The organism is Alkalinema sp. FACHB-956 (assembly GCF_014697025.1).
Lineage (GTDB): Bacteria > Cyanobacteriota > Cyanobacteriia > Leptolyngbyales > Leptolyngbyaceae > Alkalinema.
Window position 1 is genome coordinate 33645 of the sequence record NZ_JACJRC010000021.1, and the last position, 12243, is coordinate 45887.

Here is a 12243-nt window from a genome sequence, read left to right on the forward strand (position 1 = left end):
TAGGCCGATGCTATAGCATTACAGAACACCATCACAGAACACCATTACGGAACACGAAGCGTTGCTCTATTGACCCAAGACTGTGTGGAATAATAACCCTGGATTGGTTAAGCCAGATTGCCCATGAAACGTCAATCACTGTTTTCTGCTCTAACTCTTGTTGTCGCAATTCCCCTCTTGGTTGTCTTGTTGGGATTCGGTTGGATGTTATCCCAGGGGGCGTTTGGGGGGGGGGGCAGAGGGGCGACCTCTGAACCGACTGCCATGATCTTTATTCCCAAAAACGCTCCGGCTATGGTCTCCCTCTTGGGGACGCCCGATCGCTTGGCTACTGTCCGCCAAGCCTTAGTGCCTGCAAACCTGAAAAAACAAGCTCGCCAAGAATTTGAAGTATTTCGGGATAGCTTATTGGGTTCCAGCGATGCGCAATACGACCAAGCGATTAAACCCTGGCTAGGGAATGAGATTACGGCGGCCATCACGAATCTGGATGTCGATCGGGATACAGAAACGGGCAATCAGGTTGGCTATCTTCTCGCACTCACGACCAAAAATACGCAACGATCGCGGGAGTTTCTGCAATTGTTTTGGCAGCAGCGTGCCGTTTCTCCCCAAGATTTGGTGTTAGAGCAATACCAAGGTACGCAAATTATTTACGGTAAAGTCAAGCAAACCAATCAAGACGTTCCGTTGACGCTGGCTAGTGCGGTCGTGGGCGATCGCTTTGTCCTATTTGCCAACAGTCCTAAGGTGTTGCGCAATGCAATTAATAATGTCCAAGCGCCTGATCTAAACTTGGCGAACTCGCCGGATTATCAACGGGCCATCAGCCATTTGCCGCCGCAACGAATTGGGCTCGCCTACCTCAACCTGCCCCAATTTGCAGCAGCCCTGGGCGATCGCACCATTCTGAATCAGTTGGATACGCTCACGGGTAAGGAGTCTGTCACTTACCAAGGCATGGCGATTGGGTTATCGGCTAACCGCCAAGGCTTAGTGGCTGATGTTGCTCTCGTCCCCACCCAGCCCAGCGATCGCACAGAAGTTGCTACCTTGTCCCAACCGATCGCGGCCCTCCAGTACTTACCCACCAATAGCCAGTTCATTGCAGCTGGAACTCAGCTTCAGGCCACTTGGCAGGGCATTCTTGCAGGAACGAAAGGGTATGCTAAACTTTCCGATTGGATCCAAAAGCCGATTCAATCCCTAGAATCCCGCTGGCATCTGACACTGACCAATGACATCCTCAACTGGGTCAAGGGGGAATATGCCTTTGCCCTTCTCCCCAACAAAACCGCTAAAGCCGCTCAGCCCGATTGGATTTTGATGGTCGATCGGAGTGACGAGACAGCCCTACAGCAGGGAATTCAGCACCTTAATGAGCTAGCTAAACAGCAGGGTCTGACCCCAGGAAAAATCCAGCTGGGGCAGCGGACTGTGGATGCTTGGACTCAGTTAGCATCGACGCCCACCATTCCAGCCGATCGTGGGTCTAGCTCGACCGATCTCACCCTCACCGAGCGTAACTTACAAGTCCAGGTGGCTGGGGTACACACCGCGATCGATCACTATGAAGTCTTTGCCCCTTCGATCGAAATCCTAGACACCGTTCTTCAAAACAATTCATCCGCTTCCACGGTTACCAGTCGCTTCAAAGGACTGAATACACCCAACAACGGCTATTTGCAGGTTAGCTGGCCGACCCTACAAGCCCAATTGGAGCAAGACTTACCAGGATTTAAGCTGCTGGAGTTGACAGCCCAGCCACTCCTAGGGAACCTGCAAGCACTGAAGCTCAGCGGTTACGGTCAGCAAGAGGGCATTACCACCGGGGGGCTACTTTTAGAATTCCGCTAGAATTCCGCAATCCGTGATTGATCCGAATAATTGCGAATAATTGATACCCCCGCGATCGCAGGAATTCTTGGGCCAAGAAGCTTGCGATCGCAATGATTTTTTAGGCCAACGACTCCAAGCGTTGCTGTGCTAAGCAAGCCGCTTCAACCACACTGGGGTTACTGTCTTTTGCTAAATATTTCAACGCGGATAAACTTTTTTCTGTCGGCAGATTACCGAGTGCTTCTGCCAGCCGTTGCCGCACCAACCAGTCCTCCGCTTGGGCAAACCGCAGAATTTCATCCACCGCATCAATGGCTCGAATTTCCCCGAGGGCTGCGATCGCGGCCTGGTGTAGGACAACTTCTGGGCTGTCCAAAGCCTTTACCAACACATCCCTAGCTCGAGGATCCTTGAGATTGCCCAATGCCACTGCTGCACTAAATCGAACCAGCCATTGCGTATCTTCATAGAAGGCTCGAACCAAAGGTTCAAAGGCTCGGACATCTTCAAGATACCCGAGCGCACCCGCCGCATCGGCTCTGACGCCATAGTCTGCTTCTGTTTGCAAGACTTCTACCAAAATGGGCAGGCATTCATCCGTCGGCTTCAGCCCCAGAGAAAACACCGCCATCGATCGCACCTGCTGGTTTTCGTCATGCAATACCTTTTTAATTAAAGGAACCGCATCCTCAGGAGGCACCTCTCTTAGCGCAGCCAGTGCTAATTTTCGATCTTTGACACTGGGACTTTCTAACCGACTAGAAATCTGCTCGAGAGAAAAAAGCATACACAGACCTACCTGAGGAACGATTCCTCAATTGTAGGAGCAATTTTTCGGAACTTTGCTGCCAAGGGCTAGGGCCACTAGCCGATACCTATCGGGGCAACTGGCTGATCGGGGCAACTGGGTGTGGAGGATACGACTGATGTTGAGGACATTACTGCCCCGCCCGCCGAACTTTCTCCAAAAATTCTGGATAGTTATCTAAATCCGCTGGGGAAGTCAATGCTGAACATTCCACCCATCCTGGTTCGGCACTGATTTTTTGAATGTAAGCGCTCATGGCAGCCGCATCGTTGCGGTGGGCCAATAAGTAGGATTTCAACGCAGCACGACTCATGGTGGTGAAATTAGGCTTCATTTCTGAAATCTCCATCGACCATCTGGATAGATTAGAATTTCTGTCTCATCCCCTGCCAGGATGAAAATATTGCCGGACGTTTCGTCAAAACAGACTAACCCGATCGAACGATACATCAACGTTAACCGCTGACACAGATCAAAGCAAGTCTTGAGTTGAGCATTGGTAGGAATAGGAGAACCTCCCAAGGACACCAACTGCCAGTTTACCTGCGATAGAAAGTTTTGTAAGGGAAAGTTTTGCTTGGGGGAAATTGCCGAAATCTTCAGTTTTCATGGTGAAATTGATAGTTGAATCTCACCAATGGGGCCATTGATCTCTCAATTGATGACTTCCTCGTATCTATTAGGACTATGACAATCACCGATTTTTTGAGCAATGATGGCGTGAGCCAGTGGAGTTGGCAAATTCTGCCCAAATTCCTAGGGGCGATCGTCATCCTACTCTGCACCAACTGGATTGGGACCTTGAGTGTTTCCATCAGTAAACGATTGCTCAATCGGATTGAACCGACCTTACAACGCTTCCTGTTGCAAGTCCTGAAAATCCTGATCTGGGTGGTGGGTAGTATTGCTGCGCTGAATACGATCGGGATTGAAACGACGACGCTAGTTGCAATTGTTGGGGCCGCAGGGTTAGCCGTGGGATTGGCACTGCAAAATAGCCTTTCCCACTTGGCCGCGGGCATTATGTTAATTAGCTTTCGCCACTTTGAAGTGGGAGACACGATCGAAGGAGGGGGCGTCTCCGGTGCAGTCGATAGTATTGGCCTCTTTTCCACCACGATTGTCACCGGGGATAATGTCCGGATTACGATTCCCAATAGTCAACTGTTCAGCGGAACCTTAAAAAATCAAACGGTGCTGGGAACCCGGCGCGTGGATATTCGCATTCCCATTGGTGATCGCCCGCTTCAACCTACGTTGCAGGATCTCCTCGCGATCGCAGAACACCATCCCAAAGTCCTGACCCACCCGAAACCCATTGCCCAAGTCACTGTAATTGGTACACACTCCACTACCATCAGCCTCAAGCCTTGGTGCCAATCCAGTGACTACGATCAAGTTCGGGCGGATATTCTGTACAGTGTGAAACGGCATCTTGAGCAATCCCAGACTCAATACCCCACTGTCGAGTCCACGATCGACCCGTCCTCCGATGCTTCCTCGATGAATGCTTGAGTCCATTAATTCGACCCGTATTACACCCCAGGTCACGGCCCACCGGTGTATAAGTTCTTACCCGTCAGCCGTCACCTAAGGGCGTTTGACTCGCGCAGTGGCTTCCCGCGTTGTCACCTTGGGAGCCGCGCCATTACTTTGCCCCCGTAATTCATTGATTTCCTGGTTGAGCTTACGGATCCGGCCAGAGAGGATACGGATTAAGTTGAGGGCAATTCCCGGCGTTTCATCGATCGCGGAGTAAAGTTGCTGCTGGGTAAGTTCTAAACACACACATCTTTCTAGGGCCGTAACCGAAGCCGATCGCGACTCAGAATCAAAAAGGGCCATTTCACCAAAAAATTCTTCTCGCCCTAGGCGTTTGAGTTCTTGATCACCAATATGAACTTTGACTTGTCCAGAGGCAATGATAAACATTGAACTGCCTTCTTCACCCTGGCGAATAATTGGCTGTTTGGCTTCAAACACTTCTTCTTCCATAACGGGGACGAGGCGGATCAAAAAATCCTCCCGCAGTTCCTCAAAAATAGGAACGCCTCGCACCAGTAATAGTCGGTCAAACAAATTCAGCATGTTGCTGGAAGATCAAGAGCCTGAAGATTAATCGCCTTGTTACTGAGTATGCCCTAAAAACCTAATTAAGGCGTCACTAAGAATATTCTACGGATAGCGGCTGCAATAGCAACCAACCAGTGGTTTAACCTACAAAAGTTTGTAATCGGCACCATCCTCCCAGGCTTCGAGTCTCTCAGGCTTAGAGTCTCCCAGGCTTAGAGTCTCCCAGGCTTACATGGGGCCTAGAATTGCGGTGTTAGGCATATCATCATCATCGGATCCAGAGGCCAGGGGACTAGACGATTGGGGCCCTAGCTGCTGAAGTTGATCGCGAATGTGGAACCGCAAAATCGGTTCAGGATCATTCTTCATGCGTGGCAACACATTCATGTAGGCCGCTGGGTACATCGACTGTAAGTAAGCCAATACTGCTTCTCTCAAAAAGCCACTGGAACTCCGGAGTCCACCCAAGACATGATGGCGCTCTAGGGACCACTGCTCCGCCCGAGCCAAGTGAAACCCGCAGGCTAAGACCCAGTCCGACAAAAAGTGTCTGAGATCCATGAGATGAATTAACCGATCGCTTGGTTCCATCGGTTGATAGGTAATCAAGCTACTTAAGCTTTGCAGTTGTTCTTGGAGTTCTAACTGTTCTTGACGGCTGAGGCGATGGCTAGTGCGCCGTAATTTCATCCCAGGGGTACTCCGGCCCGACTGAGCCCGAGGAATGCGTTCCAAAATGGTGAGGAAAGCCCGTTTTTGTGGAATGTCTAGCTTGTTGTCTAGAATTTCCAGACCTTGAGCCACGTTATCGGATGAGCCTGACTTGAGGTTGAAGGCGGCGGCTTGAATCGCGTCGGGTTCATAGAGGAATTGCATCAACATAAACAGGCGATCGACGCAGTCTAGCTGAATGGTGCGCAAGGCCCGCCGCAGCATTTCTTCGCAGGAACGGTGGGTAATTTGCCCAGACAGATCGAGAATCGCAGCGCTGGTTTGACCAATCAGCATTAGTTCCTGTTCGATCAGCATTTCAATTCCCGATCGCCCCAGCTTTTCTGCCGTTACTTCAATGCCCTCGTCCTTCGGCACCTTGATCAACGATCGTAGGATATGGGCTCGATCTTCCCCCCAACTGGTTGTTAGCCGATCCACCATAAAATCGAGGGCTTCGGTGGTGCTAATTTGCCCAATCACCATCCAAGCTGAACTGCGTACCGATTCGGGTTGCCGCCAATCGGTCACCAACAGTTGCAACTTGGGCAAGGACTCATTTTCCAAGTAAGTCAGGGCTTGCATGGCCACATGACGAGTTTCGGGGTCGTATAACCCGTCCACGAGAGCCGGGTAGCCCTTTTCGTAATGGGTCATGGAAATTGCTTCCAGCACCGATCGCCGCACAGAGATCGATGTTTCTTTCTTAACAATTTCACTCACGTAGATTTGCAAAGCTTGCAAATACTTAAGATGACGAATGGCATGGCACCCTTCCGATCGCTCCTGTTCCTGGGCGTGGGTCAACATCAGCCGCAGCACATTGGTTGCCTCGGCTTTCTGCTGGGGATTCCCCAATTCCACCATCAAGGCCGCAGCCGTGCCACGAATTGCCGGTGGGGACTGGGGTCGGATAAAAATACTCAGTTCTTTCAGGTCAGCATGGGGATCGGTCAAAAATACATAGCGCAGTGCCGCCGCGACGACCTCGGGGGGTGCCGAAAAATTGATTAATCGGCGGGCAGACACAATATGCTCAGGACTGGCATGATCCACCATAAATTCCAGTACCCGGCACTGGGCTTCGGGGGGGAATGACAGCAACATCGGAGCGAGAATCTCCGTTGCATTACGGGGATCAATTTGGAATAAGAGTTCAATACAAGCAAGTCGAGAATCTTCAAGGCCGGGTTTGCTGAGAGCTTCGATCGCAGCCCGTTTGAGTTCTTTAATCGTAGCGGGATTGGAACTCATGCCCAGTTGATCCTGACGGGCACTCAGAACCAAGATTTTGACGTAATCCCGTTGAATCAACCAGATATTGATCAGCCAAGCTGCTGCTAGCAGAATCATGCCACCGAAAAGCAGACTGCGCCAGTTGTCTGCCCCGAGGCTCTTCTGCCATCCTAGCCCCACCGAAGCCAAGAGTAATCCCCCCGTCAATCCCGTGGCGATCGGTTCTGCTGAGCCACGAACGCTGGCTTGGATGGCATTACTCCAGCGGGCTGGAATGGGTTGGAATAGGACAGGACTCACACTGGCTAGCAGGGTGAAATGAATCAATTCATAGAAGAACTTGAGGACTACAATCATCCAAAAGATGATGACCGTCAGTTCGCCGAATTGGGGCAGGTAGGGAAACAGGGCGATCGTGCTGCCAAACGCCAACACCAGAATGGGCAACAGTCCTGATGTTGCAAAAATGCCGAGGGTTTCTAAAATGCGGGGAGACAACCCCCATTGCATGATCAATTCCAAGATCCCCAAGACCCCTTGGAACAATCCTAAAAATCCTGCAATTCTTTCACTCCGAGTCACATTGGGCCCGACTGCTCCAAACCATTCCAACGGATTGGCCGTCAAGGATTCCAGTTGTTTAGAAAACTGGAAATCCACTAGCAGGAACATTGCTTCCGCTAGGACAAAGAACGCTAACAACAACCAGCGATAGTTCATAGACTGGCCGCGCAGTTGCTTAGTCGCTTCGGTATTGCTAGATTCTCGCCGGACGGAACTCCGGAAGTAGCGTTGCTGACGCTGGCTAATGGAAAAGAGCAGCCCGGCTCCCGTCAGTATCATGCCGAAGGCAACCCAGATGACCCCCGATAGGCCCAAGCGGCTGAGAACGAGGGGCAGGGCAAATCCGCTGAGCACATCGGCCACTAGGACGCCGCTACTGATCAGGGGATAAGCACGTTTAATTTCTCGAATATTAAAAAGCTGATTAACCGTAATGGTGGTGTTAAGGTCGCTGAGAACATACAGCACCTGCTGCCACAATCGCATCAGCAGAACAGAGACGCGAAACACCGTGAACCCAGCGATCGCGATCCCCTCTGGGGCTTTAAACCCCATAACAAACAGGGGCAAAGGAGCCGCCATCAGTAATGCCACCAAGACAATCAGCCAACGCATGGCCACAAAGGATTGCAGCCAACCATAGATGGATCCCAGAAAAATACTGATCAGGGTACTCGCCAAATAGATGACGGGTAAGTTATCAGCACTGAAGTGTTCTAGGAACATTGCGGAGGCCGTGGCTTCTAACCAAAGCACCCCGATCGAGGTTGCGGCATAGGACGCAAACATCAAAAACGTGCGTTCCCCTTCCCCCGGACGCAAATTAATCCATCGGAGAAATTTATTGCCGAAATTATCTTTACTGGGTTCCTGGATTCCTGTGGTCATCTATGCGCTCTCGCGAAAAATGGGTGTGCGCATGCTGAAAAGGCTACTTTTAGTGTTCCCCGACGGCCTTCATTCTAAATACTGGTAGCCCTCTCTGCGAGAAAATTTATCTCTCGATCGAGCAGCTCCATTGTCAGCTAGAACTAGTCAGATAGAACCTGTCAAATGAAACAGGTCAAATAGAAAAGGTCAAATAGAAAAGCAAAAAAGAAGACACCCCATCAAGATGTCTTCTAGAAGTCACCGATCGCGACTGTCTCGATCGAGGTTTACTTTTTCGGAGCGAGGAGCATCATCATGTTTCGCCCTTCTTTTTTCGGCGCTTGTTGGACTTCAGCGATCTCTTGGAGATCTTGAGCCATGCGCTTCAAAAGGCTCTCTGCCAAATCACTATGTTGGATTTCTCGTCCACGGAACATGATGGTGGCCTTCACCTTATCTCCCGCTTTGAGGAACCGCTCTGCCTGACTGATGCGCACGTTATAGTCATGATCCTCAATCTTGTAGCGCATCTTGACTTCTTTAACGTCAACGGTATGCTGCTTTTTCTTGGCCTCTTTGGCTTTTTTCTCCTGCTCGAACTTGTGCTTACCGTAGTCAATGATTTTGCAGACAGGCGGATCCGCTTTGTCACTTACGAGGACTAGGTCAAGCTCTTTTTCATCAGCGAGCTGCTGCGCTTCCCTAGAGGTCATGATCCCCAACTGACCGCCGTCGCTATCCACCACCCGCACTTTGGGGAAGCGAATGCGCTCATTAATCATGGGCAGATCACGGTTAAATCGTCTTTCTCTTTCTCTTTCCGTCACAGGCACCGTTGGTTAAAGTGGATTAGATAATTGAACAATTCAGTTTACAAAACAACTTAGCCTTTCGGCTGCTAAAAGTATGCCCCAAATCGATCTCCTTAGGTCTACTTTGGATCTACTATATGTTGAACTTGTCCCGATCCAGCACTGAAACTATTCAGGATTAGCAGGATCAAATTCAAAGTTCAGCAGTCTTCCACCAAACTCAAGGCTTGGTAAAACACTAAGGTTTGTAACCGTTATTCTACTCACTTCATCTCCGATTCTTCCATTTCCTTAATTTAATTAACTGAATACCTGACATCATGGCTGCTCCGAATCTGGAGGGCAGGGGTATCCGGTATTCAGTCTGAGAAGCAACTTTGAGGGAGGCAACCGTGACAACCATGCAGTCCTGGCACGATCGAATTGGCTTTCAGCGCGATTGGTTTTGGCGAGGCTGGAAAATTCGCTATAGCTATGCAACTCACGCCGCTGCTTCGGACGCAACCCCCATTCTGCTGCTCCATGGGTTTGGAGCCTCGATCGGGCATTGGCGGCATAATGTACCCCTTCTGAGTCAGCACCATCCGGTCTATGCCTTGGATTTACTGGGCTTTGGGGCGTCAGAAAAGGCGATCGCGGCCTATGGAACGGCCCTCTGGGTGGAACAGGTGTATGCGTTTTGGCAGGAATTTATCCGTCGTCCGATCGTGCTGGTGGGCAATTCCCTGGGATCAGTGGTCTGTGTGGGGTTGGCGGCTAAGCATCCCGACATGGTGGCGGGGCTCGCTTTGATTAACCTCCCGGACTTTTCCGCTGTAGAAATGCCCGCATGGATGCAAAAGATCGTGCAACCCCTGGGTAACTGGATGAAGGGATTTTTTACCCTGCCCCCGATTTTTGTGCCCTTTTTCCACTGGGTTCGTCAACCGACTCGGATTCGATCGTGGGTCAAGGGAGCCTACCCCGACACCAACAACATCGATGATGAATTGGTGGAGATTCTCAGCCATCCCCCCAATGAAGTGGGAGCCGCCCGCACCTTGGCGGCCATGGTCAAAGGGCAGCGCCAACTCCCACCGGAATACACTGCCCGCTATGCGCTGCCTCAAATTTCGATCCCGATTTTATTGGTGTGGGGGCTTCAGGACACGATGGTTCCCCCCAGCCTAGCCCGCAAGTTTGTCGAATTTAATCCAGCGGTCAAGCTCGTGGAAATTCCCCAGGCGGGCCATTGCCCCCACGATGAATGTCCAGATGTGTTCAATCCGATTTTGCTAGATTGGCTCCAGTCTTGGACTGCCCCTTCGAGCGTCCCCGCAAGTTCCGAGCTTCCCTGCAAGTGACGCTGCGGGAAATTGATCCCCAGAGATTTTTAATGGGCAGACCCTAGCTTGCGGAAATGCTGAAGCACCCCCGTGGCAGACAAGATGGCTGCAATATTGGAATGCACGCCCATCAGTGATAATTTGGCCGATCGCTGTTTGGCGATGGCCAGTCCTTGGATCAAAATGTGGGCTGCATCTAGTTCCACAACATGGGTTTGGCTCAAGTCCAAGATCACACCACTGTGGGGCTGAATTTTTTGGTGGAATTGATCCGCCAATTGCTTGACTCCGGCGGCATCAATGTGGGCGGGCATTCGAATGATTGTTAATTCCTGAGTTGCATCCAGCATAGACAGATACTCATCTCGCATCCTCCTATGTAAGCAATCTCAGCGATCGCCATCATCCGTAAAATCAGCTTTGTCGCGCCCCCTCAACCTATGCGACCATCGTAAAAGTACGGTTATTGGGCAAATATCCTGTGAATCAAGACTTGGAACCTTCTTCTCCTGCATCTGTTGCGCCAGAAACCACCGTGCCCACCAAGGCGGGGGATCGGGTGAGCGATCGGCCCCAGGAGGTGGATACCTTTCGGATTTCGCCGCTGATTCGTGGGACATTACTGAGCCTATATGCGGCGTTGACGATTCCTTTACCCTTTTTAGCGGAGTTTACCCAAGCCCCCGTTCCAGCCAATTGGTTGTGGGTTGGGCTGGGTCTGGGAGCGATCGCGCTGTACGGAGCCTTGAGTGAGCGGGTCGTGGTCGATGGCCAGGGGGTGCAAGTGACCTATCCGGCTTGGGTGCCCCAGTTGTTTCGGAAAGGCTGGCAGGTGGCCTGGGAAGAAATTGCAGCCTTGAAGCCTAGAAGCACGGGACAAGGTGGATTGGTTTATTATTTTGTAACGAAATCGGGGGAAGGCTTTCTGCTACCGATGCGGATTGTTGGGTTTTCCCGGTTTGTGCGGCGGGTGCAGGCGGAAACGGGGATCGATACGACGGATGTGAAACCCCTGTCCCAGCCCTGGATGTACATCATTCTCTTCGGCTTCACGGTACTGCTGTTGCTGATAGATGCCTGGACGATCGGGGTGGCGATCGGTGGGCAATAGCGTGGATGGCAATCGAGACTGGAAGCGTGGGGGAGCAGCGGGAATGCAGGCGGGTATTGGGCAAAATCAACCCTCTCCAGTCCAGGGAACGCCCCTGATCCAACTGGAAAAGGTCGGTCTCACGTTGGGGCAGCAAGCGAGCACCCGAACCCAAGGCTGGTTTGGCAAACGGTCAGCGCTGACATTACCGGGGTACCCCGTTTTTCAGGGCGTTTCAGGGAAGATTCATGCGGGCGATCGCTGGGCCGTGATTGGGGCAGTGGGCAGTGGCAAAACGTCGTTGTTGCGGCTGCTGAATCGGCTGATGGACCCAACGCAGGGGCGCTTGTTTTGGCAGGGGCAGCCCTACGATCGCGTTCCCATTGCGACATTGCGACAGCAGATTATGGCCGTGGCCCAGGAGCCGAAGTTACTGGGCATGACGGTACAGCAGGCGTTGGAATACCCACTCCGGCTGAGAAACTTAGCCCCGGAGGAAATCAACGATCGGGTCAAGGCTTGTCTGGCTCAAATGACGATCCCCGATGCATGGCTCGCCAAAACAGAAGCCCAACTTTCGGCTGGGCAACGACAATGGGTTGCGATCGCGCGGGGGATAATCGCTCAGCCAACGGTCTTACTGCTGGATGAACCAACGGCCTATTTGGATCCGAAGTTGATTCAACAATTAACGGAATGCCTGCTGCCCGCCAAAACCGTGCCAACGGTGATCATCGCCACCCATGACATTCCCTGGATCCAAGATATATGCACCTCGGCCATGTACTTGACCGATCGTCGGGGACAATGGTTCACCGATCGGCCTGACTGGGCAGGGTTACAAGCCCAACTGAGCCAAGCTCGGCAGCAACTTGCGGCGGAATGGGATGAACCCCTCGAATAGATGGCTGGTGG

The 12243-nt window shown here is 51.7% G+C and carries 11 protein-coding genes; 5 read left to right on the top strand and 6 right to left on the bottom strand.

Going from position 1 to position 12243, the window contains the following annotated elements; translation table 11 throughout:
* Nucleotides 1–123 precede the first annotated feature (123 nt).
* Nucleotides 124–1857, top strand: a complete 1734-nt coding sequence (locus tag H6G21_RS19015) for a DUF3352 domain-containing protein (protein ID WP_190574994.1) — start codon at nucleotides 124–126, stop codon at nucleotides 1855–1857.
* A gap of 100 nt (nucleotides 1858–1957) precedes the next feature.
* Here the strand turns inward: H6G21_RS19015 and H6G21_RS19020 are convergent, their stop codons facing one another.
* The gene (locus tag H6G21_RS19020; RefSeq protein WP_190574995.1) at nucleotides 1958–2626 is read right to left on the bottom strand and encodes a HEAT repeat domain-containing protein; all 669 of its coding nucleotides are present in this window, start codon (nucleotides 2624–2626) and stop codon (nucleotides 1958–1960) included.
* Between the two features lie 151 nt (nucleotides 2627–2777).
* On the bottom strand, nucleotides 2778–2981 hold the full coding sequence (locus H6G21_RS19025) for a hypothetical protein (RefSeq protein ID WP_190574996.1): 204 nt from the start codon (nucleotides 2979–2981) through the stop codon (nucleotides 2778–2780).
* Nucleotides 2982–3334: 353 nt separating this feature from the next.
* Between H6G21_RS19025 and H6G21_RS19030 the strand changes: the two genes are divergently transcribed.
* Nucleotides 3335–4162, top strand: coding sequence for a mechanosensitive ion channel family protein (locus H6G21_RS19030; RefSeq protein WP_190574997.1), 828 nt, complete (start codon nucleotides 3335–3337; stop codon nucleotides 4160–4162).
* A gap of 75 nt (nucleotides 4163–4237) precedes the next feature.
* Here H6G21_RS19030 and H6G21_RS19035 read toward each other — a convergent pair whose 3' ends face one another.
* From H6G21_RS19035 to infC, 3 genes are all read right to left on the bottom strand, one after another.
* Entirely contained in the window at nucleotides 4238–4735 is a 498-nt protein-coding gene (locus tag H6G21_RS19035) for a cyclic nucleotide-binding domain-containing protein (RefSeq protein ID WP_190574998.1), read from the bottom strand.
* A gap of 213 nt (nucleotides 4736–4948) precedes the next feature.
* Nucleotides 4949–8119, bottom strand: a complete 3171-nt coding sequence (locus H6G21_RS19040) for an MFS transporter (RefSeq protein ID WP_190574999.1) — start codon at nucleotides 8117–8119, stop codon at nucleotides 4949–4951.
* A 269-nt stretch (nucleotides 8120–8388) separates the two neighbouring features.
* A complete protein-coding gene (gene infC, locus H6G21_RS19045; RefSeq protein WP_190575000.1) occupies nucleotides 8389–8934 on the bottom strand; it encodes a translation initiation factor IF-3 in 546 nt (181 codons plus the stop codon).
* 371 nt (nucleotides 8935–9305) lie between these two features.
* Here infC and H6G21_RS19050 point away from each other — a divergent pair, with 371 nt between their 5' ends.
* Nucleotides 9306–10256, top strand: a complete 951-nt coding sequence (locus tag H6G21_RS19050) for an alpha/beta fold hydrolase (protein ID WP_190575001.1) — start codon at nucleotides 9306–9308, stop codon at nucleotides 10254–10256.
* 29 nt (nucleotides 10257–10285) lie between these two features.
* Here the strand turns inward: H6G21_RS19050 and H6G21_RS19055 are convergent, their stop codons facing one another.
* Nucleotides 10286–10588, bottom strand: coding sequence for an STAS domain-containing protein (locus H6G21_RS19055; RefSeq protein ID WP_190575002.1), 303 nt, complete (start codon nucleotides 10586–10588; stop codon nucleotides 10286–10288).
* A gap of 209 nt (nucleotides 10589–10797) precedes the next feature.
* On the opposite strand from H6G21_RS19055, the gene H6G21_RS19060 reads away from it, so the two are divergent.
* Nucleotides 10798–11349, top strand: a complete 552-nt coding sequence (locus tag H6G21_RS19060) for a hypothetical protein (protein WP_190575039.1) — start codon at nucleotides 10798–10800, stop codon at nucleotides 11347–11349.
* Nucleotides 11312–12232, top strand: coding sequence for an ATP-binding cassette domain-containing protein (locus tag H6G21_RS19065; RefSeq protein WP_190575003.1), 921 nt, complete (start codon nucleotides 11312–11314; stop codon nucleotides 12230–12232). The genes H6G21_RS19060 and H6G21_RS19065 overlap by 38 nt, the downstream gene beginning before the upstream one ends.
* Nucleotides 12233–12243 lie beyond the last annotated feature (11 nt).

Coding starts and splice junctions, on each gene's coding strand:
- H6G21_RS19020 (WP_190574995.1), bottom strand. CDS start 2,626: ATGCTTTTTTCTCTCGAGCAGATTTCTAGTCGGTTAGAAAGTCCCAGT.
- H6G21_RS19030 (WP_190574997.1), top strand. CDS start 3,335: ATGACAATCACCGATTTTTTGAGCAATGATGGCGTGAGCCAGTGGAGT.
- H6G21_RS19035 (WP_190574998.1), bottom strand. CDS start 4,735: ATGCTGAATTTGTTTGACCGACTATTACTGGTGCGAGGCGTTCCTATT.
- H6G21_RS19055 (WP_190575002.1), bottom strand. CDS start 10,588: ATGCTGGATGCAACTCAGGAATTAACAATCATTCGAATGCCCGCCCAC.
- H6G21_RS19015 (WP_190574994.1), top strand. CDS start 124: ATGAAACGTCAATCACTGTTTTCTGCTCTAACTCTTGTTGTCGCAATT.
- H6G21_RS19065 (WP_190575003.1), top strand. CDS start 11,312: ATGCCTGGACGATCGGGGTGGCGATCGGTGGGCAATAGCGTGGATGGC.
- H6G21_RS19040 (WP_190574999.1), bottom strand. CDS start 8,119: ATGACCACAGGAATCCAGGAACCCAGTAAAGATAATTTCGGCAATAAA.
- H6G21_RS19025 (WP_190574996.1), bottom strand. CDS start 2,981: ATGAAGCCTAATTTCACCACCATGAGTCGTGCTGCGTTGAAATCCTAC.